Annotated in this window: 23 protein-coding genes and 1 tRNA gene; 7 read left to right on the top strand and 17 right to left on the bottom strand. The window is 34.6% G+C overall.

Annotation, left to right across the window (positions count from 1 at the left end; translation table 11 throughout):
- Nucleotides 1–12: 12 nt before the first annotated feature.
- The 5 genes from idi to ACN0QX_RS11945 all read left to right on the top strand — a co-directional run bounded on the left by idi (nucleotide 13) and on the right by ACN0QX_RS11945 (nucleotide 2,415).
- Nucleotides 13–540, top strand: a complete 528-nt coding sequence (gene idi, locus ACN0QX_RS11965; protein ID WP_248395216.1) for an isopentenyl-diphosphate Delta-isomerase — start codon at nucleotides 13–15, stop codon at nucleotides 538–540.
- Nucleotides 537–947, top strand: a complete 411-nt coding sequence (locus tag ACN0QX_RS11960; protein ID WP_376860102.1) for a 6-pyruvoyl trahydropterin synthase family protein — start codon at nucleotides 537–539, stop codon at nucleotides 945–947. Before idi ends, ACN0QX_RS11960 begins: the two co-directional genes overlap by 4 nt.
- Complete coding sequence (locus ACN0QX_RS11955) at nucleotides 947–1,918, top strand: type I phosphomannose isomerase catalytic subunit (RefSeq protein WP_417197248.1); 972 nt, start codon at nucleotides 947–949, stop codon at nucleotides 1,916–1,918. Before ACN0QX_RS11960 ends, ACN0QX_RS11955 begins: the two co-directional genes overlap by 1 nt.
- 94 nt (nucleotides 1,919–2,012) lie before the next feature.
- The gene (locus tag ACN0QX_RS11950) at nucleotides 2,013–2,282 is read left to right on the top strand and encodes a hypothetical protein (protein ID WP_066251171.1); all 270 of its coding nucleotides are present in this window, start codon (nucleotides 2,013–2,015) and stop codon (nucleotides 2,280–2,282) included.
- 59 nt (nucleotides 2,283–2,341) lie between these two features.
- Nucleotides 2,342–2,415 (top strand) — tRNA-Thr (locus ACN0QX_RS11945).
- A 224-nt stretch (nucleotides 2,416–2,639) separates the two neighbouring features.
- On the opposite strand, the gene ACN0QX_RS11940 is transcribed toward ACN0QX_RS11945, so the two are convergent.
- From ACN0QX_RS11940 to ACN0QX_RS11895, 10 genes are all read right to left on the bottom strand, one after another.
- On the bottom strand, nucleotides 2,640–3,281 hold the full coding sequence (locus tag ACN0QX_RS11940; RefSeq protein ID WP_417197246.1) for a porin family protein: 642 nt from the start codon (nucleotides 3,279–3,281) through the stop codon (nucleotides 2,640–2,642).
- Between the two features lie 15 nt (nucleotides 3,282–3,296).
- Entirely contained in the window at nucleotides 3,297–3,866 is a 570-nt protein-coding gene (locus ACN0QX_RS11935) for an outer membrane beta-barrel protein (RefSeq protein WP_417197244.1), read from the bottom strand.
- A 35-nt stretch (nucleotides 3,867–3,901) separates the two neighbouring features.
- Nucleotides 3,902–4,597, bottom strand: a complete 696-nt coding sequence (locus ACN0QX_RS11930) for a DUF4369 domain-containing protein (protein WP_417197242.1) — start codon at nucleotides 4,595–4,597, stop codon at nucleotides 3,902–3,904.
- Nucleotides 4,598–4,648: 51 nt separating this feature from the next.
- Nucleotides 4,649–5,956 carry a DUF819 domain-containing protein gene (locus tag ACN0QX_RS11925; RefSeq protein ID WP_417197240.1) on the bottom strand — a complete coding sequence of 436 codons (1,308 nt, stop codon included), beginning with the start codon at nucleotides 5,954–5,956 and terminating at the stop codon, nucleotides 4,649–4,651.
- Between the two features lie 58 nt (nucleotides 5,957–6,014).
- Entirely contained in the window at nucleotides 6,015–6,200 is a 186-nt protein-coding gene (locus ACN0QX_RS11920; protein WP_376860116.1) for an Arc family DNA-binding protein, read from the bottom strand.
- Nucleotide 6,201: 1 nt separating this feature from the next.
- Complete coding sequence (locus ACN0QX_RS11915; RefSeq protein WP_248395209.1) at nucleotides 6,202–7,137, bottom strand: alpha/beta hydrolase family protein; 936 nt, start codon at nucleotides 7,135–7,137, stop codon at nucleotides 6,202–6,204.
- 2 nt (nucleotides 7,138–7,139) lie between these two features.
- Nucleotides 7,140–7,298: a DUF4177 domain-containing protein gene (locus tag ACN0QX_RS11910; RefSeq protein WP_148367401.1), complete on the bottom strand. Its 159-nt coding sequence runs from the start codon at nucleotides 7,296–7,298 to the stop codon at nucleotides 7,140–7,142.
- Nucleotides 7,299–7,365: 67 nt separating this feature from the next.
- Nucleotides 7,366–8,226 carry an SPFH domain-containing protein gene (locus ACN0QX_RS11905; RefSeq protein ID WP_248395208.1) on the bottom strand — a complete coding sequence of 287 codons (861 nt, stop codon included), beginning with the start codon at nucleotides 8,224–8,226 and terminating at the stop codon, nucleotides 7,366–7,368.
- A gap of 236 nt (nucleotides 8,227–8,462) precedes the next feature.
- On the bottom strand, nucleotides 8,463–9,386 hold the full coding sequence (locus ACN0QX_RS11900; protein WP_417197237.1) for an alpha/beta hydrolase: 924 nt from the start codon (nucleotides 9,384–9,386) through the stop codon (nucleotides 8,463–8,465).
- A 373-nt stretch (nucleotides 9,387–9,759) separates the two neighbouring features.
- Entirely contained in the window at nucleotides 9,760–10,359 is a 600-nt protein-coding gene (locus ACN0QX_RS11895; RefSeq protein ID WP_417197235.1) for an alpha-ketoglutarate-dependent dioxygenase AlkB family protein, read from the bottom strand.
- 32 nt (nucleotides 10,360–10,391) lie between these two features.
- On the opposite strand from ACN0QX_RS11895, the gene ACN0QX_RS11890 reads away from it, so the two are divergent.
- On the top strand, nucleotides 10,392–11,066 hold the full coding sequence (locus ACN0QX_RS11890; RefSeq protein ID WP_417197233.1) for a M15 family metallopeptidase: 675 nt from the start codon (nucleotides 10,392–10,394) through the stop codon (nucleotides 11,064–11,066).
- Between the two features lie 24 nt (nucleotides 11,067–11,090).
- On the opposite strand, the gene ACN0QX_RS11885 is transcribed toward ACN0QX_RS11890, so the two are convergent.
- The 3 genes from ACN0QX_RS11885 to ACN0QX_RS11875 all read right to left on the bottom strand — a co-directional run bounded on the left by ACN0QX_RS11885 (nucleotide 11,091) and on the right by ACN0QX_RS11875 (nucleotide 13,742).
- The gene (locus ACN0QX_RS11885; RefSeq protein ID WP_417197231.1) at nucleotides 11,091–11,444 is read right to left on the bottom strand and encodes a MauE/DoxX family redox-associated membrane protein; all 354 of its coding nucleotides are present in this window, start codon (nucleotides 11,442–11,444) and stop codon (nucleotides 11,091–11,093) included.
- Complete coding sequence (locus ACN0QX_RS11880; RefSeq protein WP_417197230.1) at nucleotides 11,437–12,411, bottom strand: hypothetical protein; 975 nt, start codon at nucleotides 12,409–12,411, stop codon at nucleotides 11,437–11,439. Before ACN0QX_RS11880 ends, ACN0QX_RS11885 begins: the two co-directional genes overlap by 8 nt.
- Nucleotides 12,412–12,500: 89 nt before the next feature.
- Nucleotides 12,501–13,742: a DEAD/DEAH box helicase gene (locus ACN0QX_RS11875; RefSeq protein WP_417197228.1), complete on the bottom strand. Its 1,242-nt coding sequence runs from the start codon at nucleotides 13,740–13,742 to the stop codon at nucleotides 12,501–12,503.
- Between the two features lie 251 nt (nucleotides 13,743–13,993).
- On the opposite strand from ACN0QX_RS11875, the gene ACN0QX_RS11870 reads away from it, so the two are divergent.
- Complete coding sequence (locus tag ACN0QX_RS11870; protein ID WP_417197226.1) at nucleotides 13,994–18,241, top strand: beta strand repeat-containing protein; 4,248 nt, start codon at nucleotides 13,994–13,996, stop codon at nucleotides 18,239–18,241.
- 118 nt (nucleotides 18,242–18,359) lie between these two features.
- On the opposite strand, the gene ACN0QX_RS11865 is transcribed toward ACN0QX_RS11870, so the two are convergent.
- From ACN0QX_RS11865 to ACN0QX_RS11850, 4 genes are all read right to left on the bottom strand, one after another.
- Nucleotides 18,360–18,731 carry a DUF2200 domain-containing protein gene (locus ACN0QX_RS11865; protein WP_248395200.1) on the bottom strand — a complete coding sequence of 124 codons (372 nt, stop codon included), beginning with the start codon at nucleotides 18,729–18,731 and terminating at the stop codon, nucleotides 18,360–18,362.
- A gap of 123 nt (nucleotides 18,732–18,854) precedes the next feature.
- Nucleotides 18,855–19,214 (bottom strand): cytochrome c, encoded by a 360-nt coding sequence (locus ACN0QX_RS11860; protein WP_248395199.1) that lies wholly within the window; start codon nucleotides 19,212–19,214, stop codon nucleotides 18,855–18,857.
- A 238-nt stretch (nucleotides 19,215–19,452) separates the two neighbouring features.
- Nucleotides 19,453–19,818 carry a hypothetical protein gene (locus ACN0QX_RS11855; protein WP_417197223.1) on the bottom strand — a complete coding sequence of 122 codons (366 nt, stop codon included), beginning with the start codon at nucleotides 19,816–19,818 and terminating at the stop codon, nucleotides 19,453–19,455.
- A 243-nt stretch (nucleotides 19,819–20,061) separates the two neighbouring features.
- Nucleotides 20,062–20,622, bottom strand: a complete 561-nt coding sequence (locus ACN0QX_RS11850) for a hypothetical protein (protein WP_417197221.1) — start codon at nucleotides 20,620–20,622, stop codon at nucleotides 20,062–20,064.
- Nucleotides 20,623–20,706: the final 84 nt, after the last annotated feature.

The raw sequence follows: 20,706 nt of genomic DNA, 5'->3' as shown, positions 1-20,706 counted from the left end.
TATTTTTACGGTATGATTGAAGAACAAGTAATTTTAGTTAATGAAAATGATGAGCAAATTGGGCTTATGGGCAAAATGGAAGCTCATGAAAAAGCATTATTGCATCGTGCATTTTCAGTATTCGTTTTTAATGATAAAAAGGAGTTAATGATTCAGCAACGTGCTATGCACAAATACCATTCTCCTGGGTTATGGGCAAATACCTGTTGCAGCCATCAACGTGATGGTGAAAGTAATATAGATGCCGGAAAACGTCGGCTTCAAGAAGAAATGGGGTTTGTAACGGATTTGGAAGAGTCTATTTCATTTATTTACAAAGCGCCTTTTGACAATGGCTTAACTGAACATGAATTTGATCATATTATGATAGGCTATTTTAACGATGCTCCTGAAATAAACCCTGAAGAAGTAGCAGCTTGGAAATGGATGGCTCTAGACTCTATAAAAGAAGATATGAAGCGTCAGCCAGATTTATATACAGCTTGGTTCAAAATTATTTTTCAAAAATTTTATGAACACATTAATATTGCAGAACAATGAGAGTAACCGTAAGTAGAAAAGCACATTTTAATGCAGCTCATCGTTTGTACCGTAAAGACTGGTCAGATCAAAAGAATGATGCTGTTTTTGGCAAATGTAATAACCCTAGTTTTCATGGTCATAATTACGATATGATTGTGAGTGTTACTGGTGAAATTGATCAAGAAACAGGATATGTTGTTGATGTGAAAATTTTAAAGGATTTAATAAAGTCTGAAATTGAAGATGCTTTCGATCATAAAAACCTAAATCTTGATGTTCCTGAATTTCAAGATTTAAACCCTACAGCTGAAAATATTGTGGTTGTCATTTTTAATAAGTTACGACCGCATTTAGATGCTAATTTAGACCTTGAGGTTACCCTTTATGAGACACCTCGGAATTTTGTAACCTATTCAGATAAATAATGAAAAATCAATTCTATCCTATAAAATTCAGTCCTATTTTAAAAGATAAAATCTGGGGAGGCGAGAAGTTGAAAAGCATTCTCAATAAGCCGTCAACGGTAAAAAATGTGGGTGAAAGTTGGGAAATAAGTGATGTGGAAGGCGATGTTTCTATGGTTGCTAATGGGAGTTTAAAAGGTCAATCCTTAAAGCATTTATTAAGTACTTATAAAGATGATTTGATAGGCAAACAAAATTATGCGGAATTTGGAAACACCTTTCCTTTGCTTATTAAATTTATTGATGCCAAGGAGGATTTATCCATTCAGTTGCATCCTAATAATACATTAGCCTCCAAACGCCACAATTCCTTTGGTAAAACCGAAATGTGGTATGTAATGCAAGCGGATCAAGATGCGAATTTAATTGTTGGGTTTAATCAACCAATGGATTCAGAAATCTATCTGAAGCATTTAGAAAATAAAACGCTCCCAGAAATTTTAAATTTTGATACGGTTAAAACAGGCGACGCTTATTTCATTGATGTTGGTAGAGTTCATGCTATTGGATCAGGCGTATTGCTAGCAGAAATACAACAAACAAGTGATATTACGTATCGAGTTTACGATTGGGACCGGGTAGATGATGCAGGAAACGAGCGTGAACTTCATATTGATTTAGCTTTGGAAGCTTTCGACTTTAATATGCCTGAAAATTTCAGAGTTAATTATTCAAAAGTAAAAAATAAGGACAATCCTATGGTAACCTGTCCATATTTTACCGTTAATTATTTGAAATTATCCGAGCCACTTATAAAAAGAAATACGAAGGATTCATTCATTATTTATATGTGTGTGGCTGGACAACTCTTGGTAAAAGCAAATGGTTTTAGCACTGCTTTGCAAACTGGCGAAACTGTATTACTCCCAGCCGCCTTAAAGGATTTTGAATTAGTAACTGATAACGCCACATTGCTAGAAGTTTACGTGTAAATAAAAAATAATTTCTTTGTATTTAAATAGCACATCTAAACGGCGGGAATACAATTAAATTAACTACTTTTGTAAAAATTTTAAAATTACTATTATGGCAAATAAAAGAGACCTAAAAAAAGACATTAATTATGTATTAGGTGATATTATTGAAGCAGTTTATGTTTGGGAATACTCAAACACAGACAAGGATACAAAAAAGAGTGAAGCAATTATTGACGAAGCAATCGCAACGTTTGATACCTTAATTGTTAAAGTAAACGATAGAAGTGTTGAAGATAAAAAAGCACACTTTAAAGCTATTAATGCGGAACTTGAAGAAAAAGGACGTGCATTAATCGAAAAAATTAATAAACTAGGATAAAAAAATAGAGAAAAATAGTTGCACATGTAATTTTCAGGATTATATTTGCAGCTTCTTTTGCCGATGTAGCTCAGCTGGCTAGAGCAGCTGATTTGTAATCAGCAGGTCGTGGGTTCGAGTCCCTCCATCGGCTCTAAAGTTTAAACTCCAATACTAGAAATAGGTTGGAGTTTTTTTGTTTATATAAAGGATATAAAAAGCATGCTTTTCAGGGACAGGAAATAAATATAAATAGCTTAATATAAAGCTCCAAAACAAAAATAATGCTGTATGGAGTTTTTATAGTTTTTAAGTACTTATTACTTTGATGTTAATTGAAAATAAGGCGTGAGTATAAAATCAGAGCATGGAAAATAATTATATCCCTAAATTCCAGCCAACAATCAATTTAATCATGTTGGTTTTTAAACTAGCTTCGTAATACTCAGGAACACTACTAGTATTTATCAGACCAAAATCATCACGAATTTCAATAGTTATAGTGTGTTTATCTGAAAGGGCAATGTTGGCTCCTATACCAGCTGAAATGCCTGTGTCAATTTTATTGCTTTCGGGAGCTGGTCCGTTACCATATTCTAAATATTCGGAGTCTGTTTTATCGCTGATTACAAAGTTTATAAATGGACCTGCATTCATAAAGAAATTAGAGTTCCAAAATTCGTATTTCAGTAAAATTGGAATGTTTATTAGACCAATTTTACGATTAAAATCCTGATTACTACTTTCTGTTCCACCATAATAACTAAAAAAGGTTATTCTGTACTCTTGAGTTTTTTGTTCATAATTAATATTTGTCTTTAATGATAACTTTTCGCTTAAATAATAATCAAATGAAGCACCTATTAAAAAGCCCGCTTTGAAGTTATGGTATTTCGCGTTATCAAATCCGTAAACAGATGGGTAATTAATACCAGCGTCTAAGCCAATTTTAAAATTTGATTGCGCCTGAATTGTAAGTGAACCTATAATAAAGATAAGTAGTAGTGAAATTTTTTTCATAAAATTAGGGTTTAATTAAATGGGAAATGAAAATCCAATTGCTGCAGCTCCTGCAAATTGTTCTATTGAAGGATGATAATAAAAAGTGAGTTCAATTTCAAAATTATGATTTCTACCTATGGCTAATCCATAAGTGACAGGTATATGAACTACAAATCCATTTTTTTCTGCATTTGTATAAGGCGTTATGGTTGTAAAGGACCCAATTGAGGTACCAATGCCTGTTTCCACATAAGGTGCAATCCAAGGGATTGGTATTGCAAGTCGTACTTTGCCACCCAATAATAAGGCGCTTGTTGATACTTGGTAACCTAATTGTGGTTGAGACGAGTAGTCGTTATGAGAAGAAGCTAACATGACACCAACATACGGTCTTACGCCAAACCATCTTGTAATTCCTAATACATATTCTCCTTGAGCATAAAACCCGTTAGATGACACATCTGCATCATCAAAAGGTAGGCTGGCTCCCAAACCTAAAGAGGCTTTAATATATGGGCCTTTTTTTGGTTGGGCTTTAATAGAATGCAATGTAAAAAGCACAAAGAATAAAAGACCGAATGTTGTAATAGATCTGGGGATCATAAATTTTACAATGTTAACTTGAGGTATTCGAGAGCTTAGTTAGCCTTACGCTCCCTTATATAAGCATCCAATTCCTTACCATATTTGGAAGCCTTAATTTCTGGTGTTAACGCGTTATTAATCGTGTCTAACCATTTTATTTGCGCATCATAAATTTCAGTTAAAGCTACGTAAGGTGCTACATCACTGTCTTTATTTTGAATAGCAAAATTAACTGTGTATAAATACTTACTTTTAAGGAGATTCTCATAAGCTTTCATATTGGTAGCCATTAAAGTAGAATCATTTTGAGTTTTAGCATCTATTTCAGCTTTAATTAATTCCAGATTTTTATCGTTATAACGATCCATCATTTTTAAATAAGTTTCAAAAATGACTTGCTGCTTGGAACCTTTAATTTCCGGATTTAATTCGAAGTTTTTTAATGTGGTGTTAATTTCTGTCACACCTTTATCAGCAAAAAAAGGGATTTTGCCATAAGCATCTTCATTCGTTTTATTTAAATGCAGAAAGAATACTTCAGGAGATTCTAAATCCGCATGAAGTTCAAAAGTAGATTCGCCATTAATGGTTAAAGAGTCTACTGTAATTAAAGTTGAATCTTGAATTTTCTGTAGGTATAAAGTGCCTTTTTTTAAATCTTTTATGGTTCCTTTTACGGTTAAATCATGTTGGTCTTTTCCACAAGAAACTAACAATAAAAGTGCTAATACTATAAATGAATGCTTCATTGGTTATTTTAAATTTTAGGGCGCAAATATCTTATAATTATTGTTTAAATACTAACCAACGGCTGCTAATCGCATTAAAATTGTACAACCAATTGCCGCAATAGTTCCAATAGCATACCCAAACACAGCTAGCAAAACGCCAACTGTAGCTAAAGATGGGTGAAAAGCCGAAGCTACAATAGGAGCAGAAGCTGCACCACCAACATTGGCTTGACTTCCTACGGCTAAAAAGAAGTAAGGTGCTCTAATAATTTTGGCCACGATAATCAATAATATGGCATGGATACTCATCCAAATTAGACCAACAGCAATTAGTCCTGGATTATCAAAAATTGATGCTAAATCTATTTTCATACCTATGGAAGCCACTAGAATATAAATAAATACAGAACCAAATTTGCTGGCTCCAGCACCTTCGTAGTTTTTTGCTTTTGTAAAAGACAACAAAATGGCTATTAAAGTGGCAATACTAATCATCCAGAAAAATTGTGAATCTAAAAATGTAAACGTATTTCTCAAAGTATTAGACTCAATACCACTAACTACATCACTGAAAAATGGTGCAAGAAAGTTTGCGCCAATATGAGCAATACTTACAGTTCCAAATGCAATAGCTACAATAATCATTATATCCGTTAATGATGGATTACGATTAACACTTTTAGAAAATGATGTAACTTTTTCTTTTAAAGCCTCTATAGCTGAATTGTCTGCACGTAACCATTTGTCTATAGCTTTAGAACGCCCAATACCAATTAAAATAATGGCCATCCATATATTGGCAACCACAATATCCACAAATACCATTTTTCCATATTCAGATTGGTTATATTGGTATATTTCTAACATGGCCGTTTGGTTGGCACCACCACCAATCCAGCTTCCTGCCAGTGTTGATAAACCTCTCCAAACTGCATCTGGTCCAGCTCCTCCTACGGTTTCAGGCGAGACCAAAGATATTAGTAGGATTGCAATTGGACCGCCAATTACAATACCTAATGTTCCAGTTAAAAACATAACTAATGCCTTCCAACCTAAATTAAATACGGCTTTTAAATCAATGCTTAATGTCATTAATACCAAGGCTGCAGGTAGTAAATACCGACTCGCCATATAGTATAAACTGGTGCTTTCTTTTGTTATTTCGCCGGCTTCGTTGACGGTTTCCCATTCCGGGGCAATAAGTCCAGAAGTTGTTAATACAGCAGGTAGCATGTATGCCATAAATAATCCTGGTACTATTTTGTAGAATTTAGGCCAAAAACCTGTTTTTATAGATTCCGTGTAAAAAATGAATCCGAGTGTGAGCATTAAAAGTCCAAAGACAATTGTGTCATTCGTAAAAAGTGGTTCTTGCATGGTTGCTTATTATTTTGTGCTGCAAAATACCAAAATAAACGGGTTAAAAAAAGCGACTTTAGGAGTCGCTTTTATTTGAAGTATTTTTTTTCGATTTTGGCAATCTATTATTTTCTTTTAAGTATTGCATAAGCATCCACTCAATTTGGCCATTGGTGCTCCTAAACTCGTCGGAAGCCCATTTCTCAACGGCTTTGAGCATCTCTTCATTCATTCGTAATGCAAAAGCTTTTTTCTTGGACATGCTATTTTTTTATAAATATTTCAAGGGTGTTTATTAATGTTTCCGATAGTGGATAATCTGGTGATTTATAGGATTTCTCATTGTCTTCATCCTTTTCAATGTGTTTTAACACATGATTCATATTGGGAATAATGACTAATTCCGACTTTGGATTTGCTTGATGTAAGGCTTCAGCATCGCTTTCAAAAACCTGTAAATCTTTATCCCCATTTAAAATTAAAATAGGTATAGATAGTTTTTTTAATTCTTCGGAAGGATTATAAATCATCCATGTCTTAAAAAAACCTTGATTTGGTTTTACAAAAATAGCTGCTAATTCAGAGTCTACGTTTTCTATACTTCCCGTTTCTCGTAATTCCTTAAAATGCGCTTCGGTTTTAAGACCTAATGTGTCATTTTGAATTTTGAATTGTTTGGTCATAATGACATCGATAGGGTCTGCTGGACCAGCTAATGATACGTATTTGTCTACATAATCAGTTGAAGCTAACATAGCTACTAATGAGCCTTGACTGTGCCCAATAAGTGTGATGCTAGAAAACCGCTTATCATCTTTAAAATTATTGATGGCTATTTTAGCATCATCGGCAAAGCGAACAAAATCTAGATCTTTCATCATGAATCGTAAATTCAACCAATTGGCCGAACGTTTATCATATCTATAAAAAGCAATATTACGTTGGTTTAAGCTGTCAGCTAATTGTTTGATATAGTTGGCATTTGCCAAACCTAATTGGTTTCCATTTCGGTCTACGTTTCCCGAGCCATGAATAAAAATAACCAAAGGCTGCTTTTTTAATTCCTTATTATAGGTTAAGGTGCCGGGAAGAATAATACTATCGTTTTTTAGCATAATGTCTTCCGAAGCAATTGTTCCTTGCGCTATGATTAATTGGCTTGCGCAAAGAAGAAGTAGCAATAAATTTATTTTTTTCATAATTATCTGTTTTTATCACGTTCAAAAACAACACTCGTATAATTTTGAGCTATGTGGATTACACGCCAGCCTTCACGACCATATTGATTAATTAAATCTTCAAAACTTTGCATGCGGTTGCGCCAACCTAACTGTGGTACTTCAACTTTATATTCTTTCATAAGGAATTAGAGTTCTTGAAATTAATTTGTAATGATTGAAAGTGCTCTTTTTTAATTGAAGTAAGCTTTACATGTTTAATGTGCCAGCGTTTACAATTGGAGAAGCATCTTTATCACCACATAAAACAACCATTAAATTACTAACCATAGCCGCTTTACGTTCATCATCTAAATGGACAATGTCTTTCTTGCTTAATTCATCTAAAGCCATTTCAACCATGCTTACAGCGCCTTCCACAATTTTATGTCTTGCTGCAACAATAGCCGTTGCTTGCTGACGTTTTAACATGGCATTAGCAATTTCTTGGGCGTAGGCTAAATAACCAATTCTTGCTTCCAATACTTCAATACCTGCAATAGACAAACGCTCGTCTATTTCTTTTTCTAAAGCTACGCTGACTTCATTTAAACTAGAGCGCAAGGTAATATCTTCGTCCAAACCTTCGTCCGCAAAATTGTCATACGGATACATACTGGCTAGTTTTCTTACCGCTGCATCGGTTTGTACACGGACAAAATTTTCATAATTATCCACATCAAAGGCAGCTTTGTAGGTATTTTGAACACGCCACACTAAAATGGTGCTAATCATGACAGGATTTCCGAGTTTATCGTTGACTTTCAGCCTTTCACTGTCAAAATTACTCGCGCGTAATGATATTTTTTTCTTGGTATAAAATGGATTCGTCCAATAAAATCCATTGTCCTTAATGGTGCCAACATATTTTCCAAACAATAGTAAAACGCGAGAACCATTAGGCTGTACCATAATAAAGCCAGGCGCAATAAATAATGCCAACACAACAACGGCAATGTAGGCTGGGTTTTCAGTGGTAATAGCGGTGGCAATGCTTCCAAAAAATAATGCAAGGAATACAAATAGCATTAAGTAGCCGTTTGCAGGTGATATAATTTTCTCTTCTTTCATGATTAGTTATTTATTATGATATTAAATTGATATCATAAAGATATGTATAAATTTATTAGCACGCAACTCACTTTTGGCACGACTATTGAAATACAATTAGTGTTATTGTAACTTAACTTTAATTGGAGTGTGGTTACTCCAATTAAAAACAATAACATTTCATATTTTTGGTTGGTTAGTAAGGAAAGCACTCTTTTTAGAGTGCTTTTTTTTTTTTTAACAGGAAGTAATGTGTGTTATTTTATGAACGCCGTAAGTGTTTCAATAAGTTCTGGAGCTAATGGTCTGAAGGATTCATTGTAAGATTTTGAATTTTCTAGATCGCCACCTTCAATAATGAATAACACATGATTCATATTGGTGATATTTTTTAAAGTTCCTTGTTTGGCAGCATCTTGAAGTTCTTGCGCTTCCGCTAAAGAAACTTGTAAATCTTTAGTGCCATTAATAATTAATACAGGACTATTTAGAGTTTTAATAATTTCTACAGGATGGTATTGCATCCAATTACCCATAAAGTCTTGGGTGTCTAAACTAAAGATATTGGAGAGTGCTTGTGGAAAATCCGTTGTTGTTTTTCCAGACTTCAACACACTAAAAACACGTTCCGCATCTGGTTTTAATCCAGGAGCCGTTTGTTCAATTTGTTCTAATATAACTTGGTCAATGCTTTTAGCAGAACCACCTAACGAAATAAGTCCTGCAATATTTTCGTCAGTAGCCAACATACCTATTAAACTACCTTGACCGTGACCTATTATATAAATAGATGCGTAATTATCTTTTTTAACAAAATAGTTTACTACATCTTTGGCATCCTTAATATAATCATCAAAAGTCAATCGTGCATTTACACGACCTTTTAAAATTTGTTTCACAATGCGTTTATCATATCGAAAGGAACTGATGCCATTTGCAGCTAAACTATAAGCTATTTTTTTAAGGTTGTTATTTTTTTGAAAATTCTGATTTCCATTTCTATCCGTTGGACCATAATCTCCAATGATAATCGCTAAAATATTTTTACTAGCATCTTTTGGTTCTAATAGAGAACCATCAACAAAAGGTGATACTTCAATTTCTGTTTGAATGGTAGTAGGTTCTTGTGTAAATACTGGTAGTGCAAATAAAAGTGTTAAAATGGAAATAAATAATTTCATAGTATAAGGATATTGAAATTGAATAATATTACGTTTATCACATACAACGTAAAATTACAATTTTTAGATATGTCTCTTTTAAAATTTAATCTAAAATTACGAATGAATAAATGTGCGTTTCGTCGGGTAAAAATGATATTTAGTCGATAAATGTTAAAAAAAGATGTATTTCATCGAAAATATAAGCTTTTAAACGTCGCGATTAAAAAGTAATTTTATATTTGAAGTGTACTAAAAGACATACTTTTTAGTTCAATGGATTAATTAATTAATATTTGCATTATGTCGTTGATACTAGAGACCCTAAATCTAACAGCATAATAATAAAGCAAATAAAAACGAAACCGAGGTTGAGGGACCTCGGTTTTTTTTGTTACACTATTTTTCGAAACGTTAAATTAATTCGTTCGCCAACATTTTTTTTAGTTTTCGGAATTTGATGAAGCCAATACTGCTGCATTTCTCCGGCCATAATAAGTAAACTTCCGGATTCTAAAAGTAGTTTATGACGTTCTGTTTTTATAGTTCGATGTTTTAAATGAAAATACCTGGAAGCACCTAAACTTAACGATGCAATTATAGGATTTATGCCTAGTTCGTTTTCATTATCCGCATGCCAACCATTGCTATCAGAACCATTTCGATACCTGTTTAGTAAAACTGTAGTAAATTTGGCATTGGCCTCGTTTTCAATATCGGTTTTAATATCCAATAATTCATCGGTAAATATTTCTGGATGCATGGTTATATTAGAATAGGAGTAGCTTTGCTTATTGTCTGCATATAAAGCTGTAAGCCGTGGTTGCGGATGGGTTTTGCCAAAAATTGTAATTTCATCTTGCTGCCAAGTACAGTTATCTTTAAGAGCCATAAATAAATCGCTGGCTTTTTGTGGGCTATAAAAATGAGGTACATAAATCAGTTCGGCTTGGGGTAATTTAAAAACAGTTTTATTAGAAGAAAATAAGTCCATCGCGTATTTTTTTATAAATTAGTAGAGTGATTATGAAAAACAAAATACTATTATTTCTCGTCGTTGTAGTTAGCTTGGCGTTTACGCAAAAGCAAACATTGCCAAAAGGGTTTGTATATGCTGAATCTGTAATTCCTGATATTGATGTGGAATTGCGCTATTATTCCAGTAATAATTTTGTTGGTGATACCATTACAGGTTATAAAACTAATACTTTAATTGTAACTAAACCAACAGCAGATGCATTGAAAAAAGTTCAAGATGAATTGGCGGAACAAAATTTATGTTTACGTGTTTATGATGCCTATAGACCACAGCGTGCTGTAAATTATTTTATAAGTTGGGCTAAAGATTTAGAGGATGTTCGTATGAAAGCATCTTTTTATCCTCAAGTAGAAAAACAGCATTTGTTTCGTGATGGTTATATCGCGTCACGGTCAGGGCATAGTCGGGGTAGCACAGTGGATTTAACTATTATTGACGCAAATACCTTAGAACCTTTGGACATGGGAAGTCCGTATGATTTTTTTGGGGAACCATCTTGGGTTGCATATCAGAATTTATCAGAAATTCAAAAGGAAAATCGCCAACTATTGCAACGCGTTATGCAAAAGCATGGCTTCCGGAATTATCCAAAAGAATGGTGGCACTTTACACTACGAGGTGAACCATTTCCAAATCGGTATTTTGATTTTGTCGTTGAATAGATATTCAACCATTATTTTGAATATTTATAAATACCACCAGGCCCAATACATCAATCCAAATTGTAGCGGAATTCGTAAAACTAAAATCCATTTGGGAATACCTGCAGATGCTTTTTGGCTAGAAAGCATATAGAAATGCACCAATAAAAATACGATTAACATAGCAATAATACCGTAAATGGCGAATGATCTTGTTCCTGGTAAACACAGAGCTAAACCGAAAATTATTTCTGCTAAACCACTAATATAAACCAGCATTTTATGGTTTGGTAAATAGCGCGGCATGATACGCATGTAGATATTAGGTTTTACAAAATGCATAACACCAGCAAGGATATACATGCCAGCCATGAGGTATACATGCCAAGGATTATTCATCTTTATACACTTTATATGTGAATCCAATTCCGTAATTATTCAGTCCTTTTTTAAGTAAGCCGGATTCTATATTGCCTTGTTTAAACTGGATCCAATTATTGCTACCAATAAAAACGCGTTTTATATAGGTGTTATGCAAGCTTATTTCGTCTGTAAATGGCAATAATGGTCTGAAGTTCGTCGGTATTTTTACGGTTCCTTCAGGTCCTTTTAATTCCTTGTATTTTTTGTTTGGCAGTAATTTTCCGGATTTATCTGTGTATCCTAAAACTTGAAGTGATACAAAAAAACCGTCCTTCGGAATGGTTATATTATAAGCACTGACGTCTAAATTATAAACATCGCCTCCTTTTTCTGTAGCCCGAAAAACAATGTTTTCATAGGTTAATACTTGACCAGGTGTTCCTTTATCATTTTTATAAAACTTCACCTTAAATAGGGTAGAGAAAGGTTTTTTATCAGCGTTTTTACGGTTTCGTTTATCCCAATCTTTAGATTCTAGCGTTATTGGAAAATGAATGGTGCTTATTTTTGTTAGTGCGGGATCCGGATTGTTGAAAAATACGGCAATTTCCGATTCAATAGTTGGTAACCAACAGTTATAATAATCATCATCCAAATAGGGTTTTAAGGTTTCTTCTTTAAACTTTCTACCTTCGGCAATTAGAATCACTTCATCCAATTCGCTGACTTCTTCATCCAATAGAATAATTTTACCTAGACCAGAAGTTGCAACCGTTTTGTTTGTATACCCTAAAGCGGAAATATATAAGGTGTCAATATCAGCGTACAGTTTTTCGGTGAAAATAAATAGACCTTCATCGTCCGCAAATAAGCCTTGACCATCGCCAAAAGAGATAGTGGCATAGGAAATAGGCGTTTCAGATTTACTGTCTTTAATGCTTATTTGGGCGATTCCTAAAGTGGTGAAACCAAGAAAAAATAGGATTGAATAGTATTTGAACATCTCTAATTATCAGGTATTAAAAATTAAAGATACAATTTATAAAAATGAATGTAGAACCAAAACGGCCTACAATGTTTTTAAATTTGAGATTAATACCAGCGTTTCTTCTTCTTTTTGGAAGCCACACTTTTTCGTCCTTTCTTATGTTTACTACCAGAATCTTTAGACTTGTGAGTTATAGGTTTCGCTTTAGGATCTAATGGATATGGATGGCTTTCTTCAACAGGAATTGCTATTTGAAGCAGCTGCTGAATTGTTGTTACATAGTTTTTTTCATCAGCTCCACAAAACGAATAGGCCATACCTGAACTTCCTGCACGACCTGTTCTACCAATACGGTGAATATAGGTTTCTGGAATGTTTGGTAAATCGAAATTAATTACGGCATCCAATTCACTAATATCAATACCACGAGCTGCTACATCTGTTGCAATTAGAATGTTTACCAGGCCATTTTTAAACTTTTTAAGAGCTTCTTGTCTGTCGGTTTGCGATTTATCACCATGAATCGTTTCTACTTTATAGCCGTTTTTAGTTAAGGCACCTTCTAACTTATCCACACCAAATTTTGTACGTCTAAAAATTAAAATGCTGCCTTCTATTTCGTTGCGAAGTAAATGCAAACACAATTCTATTTTATTGCGTTTCGGCACATAATATAGTACTTGTCCAATGTTTTTTGCGGCTGAAGACGTGGTGGTGACTTCAATACGTTCAGGCCATTTTAAAATAGTATGTGCTAATTGTTCTACTTTATAAGGCATAGTTGCCGAGAACAGAAGAATTTGTTTTTCCTTGGGACAAAGGTTATCAATATGTTTCACATCATCAATAAATCCCATATCTAACATTAAGTCAGCTTCATCTAATACTAAAACTTCAACATCGTCTAAATTAATAATCCCTTGTTTTTCCAAATCAATTAAACGACCAGGAGTAGCAATTAAAATATCAACACCTTTGGTTAAAACATCCACTTGAGGTTTTTCTGAAATACCTCCAAAAATACCTGTTGTTCGTAAATTTGTATGACGGCCATACGCTTTAAAATTATTGCCAATTTGCAAGGCTAATTCACGTGTAGGACTAACAATTAGCGCTTTAATGGTTCTGTTACCACGCGGTGCGTCTTGTTTTTCAGATAGTAATTGCAAAATAGGTAAAGCAAAAGCCGCTGTTTTTCCTGTGCCAGTTTGCGCAGATGTTATAACATCTTTTCCGGCTAGAACCAGCGGAATAGTCTGTAATTGCACAGCCGTGGGTTGCGTATAACCTTGTTCTTCAATGGCTTTTAAAAGTGGGTCAATAAGTTTTAGGTCTGTAAATGACATGAATGGTGTATTTAGGACAAAGATACTTCAAATTTTTATGTTGATTTTATATTCAAAAAAGATATCCTACTATGAATTGTTATTAAAAGTTTTTTTGAAAGGATTATCGGTAATTCGAGATACAAATTATTTTATCAAAAATGTTAATATTTTGTTAAATAGGTGTTTTTGCAAAACCTGCTTTTACAAAACCTCGTAAGTGTTTTTGTCTTTCCCTAGTCGGACATATTGTATAACCAATAACACGAATTATGATGAAAAAAATTACGCTATTAATTGCAATTTCTATTGCCGTTTTTACAACCAACAAATCATGGAGCCAGACTATTACAAGTTCGGCTGACGATGGAACGACACCCGGAACATTACGAGTAGAAATCGCTAATGCTACACCAGGAAGTACACTTACATTTGATCCTTCTATAACAAATATTACCTTGTTATTAGGAGAAATTCTTATTGATAAAGATTTAACAATATCAGGGGTTTCTGGAACGACCTCTACAATTGATGCCAATAGTTCTAGTAGAGTATTTAATATAACATCTGGAGCAATTATTCTGGAAAATTTAACACTTACAAATGGTGTTGCTAATGATGGTGGTGCTATTTATATGTCCAATGCCTCCGTTACTATTAATGATTCTTTTTTAACATCTAATACGGCTAATGGAGCTTCTGGTTCCGGTGGTGCTATTTTTAATGATGTTGGCGGCGTGTTGGTCGTAAATAATTCAGGAATTACAGCAAACATAGCCAACCGAGCAGGTGGTGGTATTGAAGATAATTCGGGTGCCGGACTAGGTATTACCTTAATTAATGTAAACCTTGATAATAACAATGCAGGAACGTCTCCCGCTACAGCCGCACCCGGAAATGGTGGTGGTTTACACATAACAGGCGCTGGTGATAGCAATATTACTGGTGGAACTGTAATGGGGAATATAGCGGCTAAAGAAGGTGGCGGATTATGGAATGGCAGTGGAACCATGATGGTTAGTACTGTGGATGTTTCTGAAAACCTAGCTGTTGGGAACGTTACAGGTGGTGGTGGTCTTTTTAACAATGGCGGAACACTAACAGTTGATGCCATGACAACATTAACGCGCAATATAGCAATGGGAGACACACCTGGTGGTCGAGGTGGAGCCATATTTAATAATTTAGGTGGAACTTTAAATTTAGCAAATGGATTAACAATTTCAGGAAATTATGCTAGTAGAGCAGGCGGTGCTATTGAAGATGCTTCTAATGGATTGCTGATACTTGACGGTGTTACGCTAATTGGAAATGCCGCTGGTGTTGATATTGGTTTGGGAAATATAATCATACCTAATCCAGGAAATGGTGGTGCACTGCACTTGTCAGGAACAACCAATGCAACTATTTCAAACCTTTCTATGATAGAAAATAATTTGGCAGCACATGAAGGCGGCGGATTATGGAATAATTTAGGAACCATGACATTAACGATGACATCTGTTGATAATAATATAGCTTATGGTGATGCTGCAGATGATGGTGGCGGTGGAATCTTTAATAACGGTGGAACTTTAACTATTAATTCATCGTCTCAAGTATTAAATAATCAAGCTATTGGAATTTCAGGTTCTGGAGGCGGTATATTTAGTACTGATGGTGTTGTAACCGTTAACGATTCGTGGGTAGCATATAACACCTCTAATAGAGCCGGTGGGGGAATTGAAGCCATTGATGGAATTGTTAATTTAAGTAATGTAACATTAGATTTTAATACAACAGGTTCAGCGCCCGGGAATGGTGGTGGATTACATATAACAGGAATGGCGGATGCCAATATATCTGGCGGAACGGTTACAGAAAATACAGCGACTAGAGAAGGTGGTGGTTTATGGAACGGTTCTGGAATAATGACTGTGAATGGAACATTGATTTCCGGAAATATAGCAAGTGGACCAGCTGCCGATGATGGTGGTGGTGGAATCTTTAACAATGGCGGAACCCTTTTAGTTCAAAATAGCACAACCATTAGTAGTAATGTTGCGGATGGTGCAGCTGGATCTGGTGGAGGAATTCTAACAATAGGAGGAAATGTAACCGTAAATGAATCTGCCATAACAAGCAATCAAGCCAATCGCGCAGGTGGTGGAATTGAGTTAGCTGGTGGAACTTTAAATCTGATTAATGCAATTTTAGATATGAATAATGCAGGCGTTTCGCCCGCAATTGCAGCACCAGGTTCTGGTGGTGGATTGCACGTAAGTGGACCTGCCACAACAAATATTACAGGCGGAACAACAAACGGCAACATAGCTGCTAACGAAGGTGGCGGACTTTGGAATGGTTCGGGTGTTATGACGGTTGTAGATCATACAATTGATGGTAATACAGCATCAGGAAACGATGCCATGACAGCTGGAGCAGCTGGAGGTGGTGGAATTTATAATGAAGGTGGAACATTAGATTTATCAGGTTCAACAATAATTATAAATAATAGTGCTGATGGCGCTCAATCAACTGGTGGTGGAATTTTAAATGCTGCTGGAACATTGACTGCTAATGGGATTACCATAATGGATAACCAATCGAACAGAGCTGGTGGCGGAATTGAAACAAATGGTGAAGGTGCTGTTATGTTAACCAATGTCAATTTAAATTCGAATGACACAGGGGTTGTAACCGGAGCTGGTGCACCAGGAAATGGAGGCGCACTGCACGTTAGTGGAAACAGTACGGTTGATGTTACAGGTGGAACCGTAAATATGAACACGGCAGCTTCAGAAGGCGGTGGTTTATGGAATGGTTCAGGAATAATGACGGTAGCTGGTACAACTTTAGATAGCAATATGGCTTTAGGTGCCAATGCCGATAATGGTGGCGGTGCCCTTTTTAACAACGGAGGAACACTTATCGTTCAAAATGGCGCAATAATTACCAATAATATGGCTACTGGAGCTTCTGGTTCAGGAGGCGGAATTCAAAATGTAGATGGCGGTATTTTAACAATTATAGATTCTGAAATTTCAGGAAACACATCCAATAGAGCAGGTGGTGGTATTGAAGATAATTCAACTAACGCTGTTGGAACATTAACATTAACAAATGTAATTTTAAATAATAATTCAACCGGATCAGCACCAGGAAATGGTGGTGGTTTGCATATTACAGGTCCAGGTAATTCTACAATTACAGGCGGAACTGTTAATGTAAATATGGCTACTCGTGAAGGTGGTGGTTTATGGAACGGTTCAGGTGTTATGACTTTAGATGCTGTAACAATCGATTCAAATATAGCACAAGGTGATGCCGCTGATGATGGTGGTGCAGGCGTTTTTAATAATGGAGGAACTTTAAACATAACGAATGGATCCCTTATTTCAAATAATATATCAAGTGGTACTTCCGCATCTGGAGGTGGACTTTTAAGCACTGCTGGTAACGTAACAGTATCAGATTCTTCTTTTGAAACCAATGCTGCTAATAGAGCAGGTGGCGCGATAGAAATTATAGACGGAACTTTAACATTTACCAACTCAATTATGAGTGGTAACGATGTAAATGGTATAGCAGGAACTGCAGCACCAGGAAATGGTGGTGGACTTCATGTTACTGGAATGTCTGGAGTGGTAACCATTTCAACAAGTACTATAAGCAATAATGCTGCTGCTAATGAAGGTGGCGGATTATGGAACCAAAACGGAACAACGATGAGTGTTTCCATGTCTACTATTGATAATAATACGGCTGACGAAGGCGGTGGAATTTACAACAACACGGGAAGTATAACGTCCGTGATGACCACTACTATTTCTGGAAATTCGGCAACTGTATCTGGTGGTGGACTTTCTAATAATGGTGCTAGTTTAGATTTAAATGCGGTAACGGTTGTTATGAATACAGCTGCTTTAGGCGGTGGAATTGATGCAGTAAATAATGTGTCTTTAAAAAATACCATTGTTGCTTTAAATACAGCTTCTTCGGGAATGGATGTATCTGGAACAATAATATCTAACGATTATAACTTGATTGGATTAGATGATTTAAATGTTTTTACACCACAAGCTAATGATTTAGAAGGTGTAAACCCATTAGTTGGTCCGCTACAAGATAATGGTGGTGCCACGTTAACGCATCAATTATTAGATAATTCTCCGGCATTTGATGCAGGTGATGGAACCGATGTTTTTGTGGATCAGATTGGACAACCTGTTTTTGGTTCTTCACGAGATCTGGGTGCTTTAGAATCTCAAACATCACTTTCTATAGATGACTTTAATCAAACAGCAACCTTCCGTGTTTATCCTAATCCTACAAATGGAAACTTTAAAATTAATTTAGGAGCTATTTCAGACCGAAATATCTCTCTGATGATTGTATCTATAACAGGACAGGTTGTGAAGAAAGCAACTTTAAATTCAGGACTAAATACAATTGATATGACAGGAATGGCTTCCGGAATGTATATGTTGAACATTAGAACAACAAATAATACCGTGACGCATAAATTGATTCTGCAATAAGATTTGAATTAGTCAAATTTTATATTAAAAAGCCAAAACATCATGTTTTGGCTTTTTCTTTTTTTGATTGAAAAAAGACGTCAAATTTTTTCATGATGTCCGTCTACTTTTAACTAAATTATACGTTTGTTTTACGTAATATTTTATCCATTTTTCTACCCTTCGCTAACTCATCTATTAATTTATCTAAATAACGGACTTGTTTTGTTAAAGGGTTATCAATTTCTTCAATGCGGTAACCACAAATTACACCTGTAATAAGGTCTGCATGTGGATTTAAAGTTGCTTTATTAAAGAATGTTTCAAACGTAACTTTCTCATCAATAAGCTTATGTAGGTTGGTTTTATTAAAACCTGTTAGCCACTCAATAACTTCATATAATTCTTCAATTGTTCGGCCTTTCTTTTCCACTTTTGTCACATAATGTGGAAATACGGACGCGAATGTCATGTTGGCTACGCGTTCATTATGTTTTGGTGTTGTTTTCATAAAATTCTAAATTGCTTTTTAATAAAAATAAGATATTGGCGCTTTATTGCCCCTTATTGTATCAAAATATTTTATTAAGATAATCGGTTACTAAACTATAAGCACGCTTGTGTCATAGTATGGTTATTTATTATTTATAAACGCGGTAAGAGCCTCTGTTTCTTTAAGAGAAATTTTTACTTGTGGGTGTTGCTTACCTTCAATTAAAAATTTGTATAAATCATTTTTTTTCATGGTTTTAGAAAAAGAATGCATTGTTACCCCAGCTGCTTGCTTATCAATTTTATGACACATACCACAGTTATTTTGAAAAACGACTTGACCTCGGTTCACTAGGGAATCTTGATTATTCATGGCGCTATCATAGTCATCTTTATGTTGGTTACACGACAACTGACTGAAAACAAGTAAGCTTAATACAACTAAACGGACTGATGCTTTTTCAAAATGCTCCGTAACGTGTTTTTGGAATTTGTGACACATGTTTTTTAATTTAATAAGCTTTTATTGGCGCCAGTTTTTTTACTATAAATATAATTTTTTAATCCTCTTTTTTTCGGAAGTCATTATAAATGTACAAATACTTAAATGGTTTAATTAGGAATTGGTTTTATATATTGAATTGTGATATCTCTAGGGTAGCGAAATTCTTTAAAATAAAATAACATTTCACTTTTAGAAGGATTATTCTAAATAATCCCAGGCAGGAACATGCTCTCTTTTAATTTGTAAAACCGCGTATAAAATAACAATACCTAATAAACCTAATAAAGATTGACCAATGGGAATACCAATACTTAAATTTATAAGCAATGCTACTAAACTTGTAGAAAGAAACCCCCCAAAATCCAAGTTTATTCCATTGAAATAATAAAACGGCAAAAATTACATTGGCTATACCTAAAAGAGCAAGAATTATTAACGTGAAATTAGACACGCTGCCTGGAAAGCTTTCAGAGACGGAATCGCCTGCTATAAGGTAAGATAGCGCCGTTATAGCATTAACTACTATCATTAAAATTAACCATGCTGTTACGCATCCATGTCTTTGTTTTGGCGTGTTTAGGTTGGCGTTTTCATTTTCCATATGTATACGTTTTTAAGGTTAAGTTATTAGGTTTTTAAGTTGGGTTTTTTGAAAAAAATGGATTCATTAGAGCATAAAAAGTTGTGTCATAATTACTAAAATTGAATGGCACGCATTCCAAATCTAACTAATTTGAGATTAAATTTTGGTATGAAGCTCACTCTAATTTCATATAACAAAAAAACCACTTCAGTATTAAAGTGGTTTTTTTGTTATATGCACATTAACATGTGGTTTGAAACTTTACAAATTAAATTGCAAAACTAAACCGAAGGTATTTAAGTTTTTTAGCTTTTGTTCGTCATTAAAAACAGCGCTGTTTCGAGTTTCCAACTTAGTGAAGTCTGATTGTCCCGTATAATTTATTCCAATACCAAAATGCGGTTCTATTTGATATACAAAACCAAGACCTAATTGAAATCCGAAGTTCCAACCGTCATAAACATCTTCAATTTTCGCTGCATTAAACGAATATTCATCCTTAAAAACGTTTTGAGCATAAGGTCCCAAATGTCCTATTATGCTGAATTTATCTGCAACTTGTTTGTCAAATGTTAGTAATAAAGGAATTCTTATTAAATAACGCTCGTGGTAAAAATTACCAATGGCATTAAAGCCATTTCCACTTAATTGATTAAATCCAACCCCTGTTGCTATTCCAAATTTTGAATGAACACGATAATTCAATAATAAATCTCCCGTATTACTATTCATATTGTAATTTGGAGCATTATCATTGTCCATAATACCATAACCAATACCACCAGAAGCTAAAATGATAAATATAGATTCTTTAGTTTCCATTTGTTCTTACGCCTGCATGCCAATCGTTGCCAGAAGGGACAGCACAAACATAAAAACATTTAATTTTTTAAAAATTTATAATTG

This window comes from Bizionia sp. (genome assembly GCF_048259285.1).
GTDB lineage: Bacteria > Bacteroidota > Bacteroidia > Flavobacteriales > Flavobacteriaceae > Algorimicrobium > Algorimicrobium hallyeonense.
This window is presented reverse-complemented; position numbering and strand designations above follow the sequence as displayed.

What these genes read in the sequence shown, in the direction of transcription:
- idi (WP_248395216.1), top strand. Translation starts at nt 13, where the DNA reads ATGATTGAAGAACAAGTAATTTTAGTTAATGAAAATGATGAGCAAATT.
- ACN0QX_RS11960 (WP_376860102.1), top strand. Translation starts at nt 537, where the DNA reads ATGAGAGTAACCGTAAGTAGAAAAGCACATTTTAATGCAGCTCATCGT.
- ACN0QX_RS11955 (WP_417197248.1), top strand. Translation starts at nt 947, where the DNA reads ATGAAAAATCAATTCTATCCTATAAAATTCAGTCCTATTTTAAAAGAT.
- ACN0QX_RS11950 (WP_066251171.1), top strand. Translation starts at nt 2,013, where the DNA reads ATGGCAAATAAAAGAGACCTAAAAAAAGACATTAATTATGTATTAGGT.
- ACN0QX_RS11940 (WP_417197246.1), bottom strand. Translation starts at nt 3,281, where the DNA reads ATGAAAAAAATTTCACTACTACTTATCTTTATTATAGGTTCACTTACA.
- ACN0QX_RS11935 (WP_417197244.1), bottom strand. Translation starts at nt 3,866, where the DNA reads ATGATCCCCAGATCTATTACAACATTCGGTCTTTTATTCTTTGTGCTT.
- ACN0QX_RS11930 (WP_417197242.1), bottom strand. Translation starts at nt 4,597, where the DNA reads ATGAAGCATTCATTTATAGTATTAGCACTTTTATTGTTAGTTTCTTGT.
- ACN0QX_RS11925 (WP_417197240.1), bottom strand. Translation starts at nt 5,956, where the DNA reads ATGCAAGAACCACTTTTTACGAATGACACAATTGTCTTTGGACTTTTA.
- ACN0QX_RS11920 (WP_376860116.1), bottom strand. Translation starts at nt 6,200, where the DNA reads ATGTCCAAGAAAAAAGCTTTTGCATTACGAATGAATGAAGAGATGCTC.
- ACN0QX_RS11915 (WP_248395209.1), bottom strand. Translation starts at nt 7,137, where the DNA reads ATGAAAAAAATAAATTTATTGCTACTTCTTCTTTGCGCAAGCCAATTA.
- ACN0QX_RS11910 (WP_148367401.1), bottom strand. Translation starts at nt 7,298, where the DNA reads ATGAAAGAATATAAAGTTGAAGTACCACAGTTAGGTTGGCGCAACCGC.
- ACN0QX_RS11905 (WP_248395208.1), bottom strand. Translation starts at nt 8,226, where the DNA reads ATGAAAGAAGAGAAAATTATATCACCTGCAAACGGCTACTTAATGCTA.
- ACN0QX_RS11900 (WP_417197237.1), bottom strand. Translation starts at nt 9,386, where the DNA reads ATGAAATTATTTATTTCCATTTTAACACTTTTATTTGCACTACCAGTA.
- ACN0QX_RS11895 (WP_417197235.1), bottom strand. Translation starts at nt 10,359, where the DNA reads ATGGACTTATTTTCTTCTAATAAAACTGTTTTTAAATTACCCCAAGCC.
- ACN0QX_RS11890 (WP_417197233.1), top strand. Translation starts at nt 10,392, where the DNA reads ATGAAAAACAAAATACTATTATTTCTCGTCGTTGTAGTTAGCTTGGCG.
- ACN0QX_RS11885 (WP_417197231.1), bottom strand. Translation starts at nt 11,444, where the DNA reads ATGAATAATCCTTGGCATGTATACCTCATGGCTGGCATGTATATCCTT.
- ACN0QX_RS11880 (WP_417197230.1), bottom strand. Translation starts at nt 12,411, where the DNA reads ATGTTCAAATACTATTCAATCCTATTTTTTCTTGGTTTCACCACTTTA.
- ACN0QX_RS11875 (WP_417197228.1), bottom strand. Translation starts at nt 13,742, where the DNA reads ATGTCATTTACAGACCTAAAACTTATTGACCCACTTTTAAAAGCCATT.
- ACN0QX_RS11870 (WP_417197226.1), top strand. Translation starts at nt 13,994, where the DNA reads ATGATGAAAAAAATTACGCTATTAATTGCAATTTCTATTGCCGTTTTT.
- ACN0QX_RS11865 (WP_248395200.1), bottom strand. Translation starts at nt 18,731, where the DNA reads ATGAAAACAACACCAAAACATAATGAACGCGTAGCCAACATGACATTC.
- ACN0QX_RS11860 (WP_248395199.1), bottom strand. Translation starts at nt 19,214, where the DNA reads ATGTGTCACAAATTCCAAAAACACGTTACGGAGCATTTTGAAAAAGCA.
- ACN0QX_RS11855 (WP_417197223.1), bottom strand. Translation starts at nt 19,818, where the DNA reads ATGGAAAATGAAAACGCCAACCTAAACACGCCAAAACAAAGACATGGA.
- ACN0QX_RS11850 (WP_417197221.1), bottom strand. Translation starts at nt 20,622, where the DNA reads ATGGAAACTAAAGAATCTATATTTATCATTTTAGCTTCTGGTGGTATT.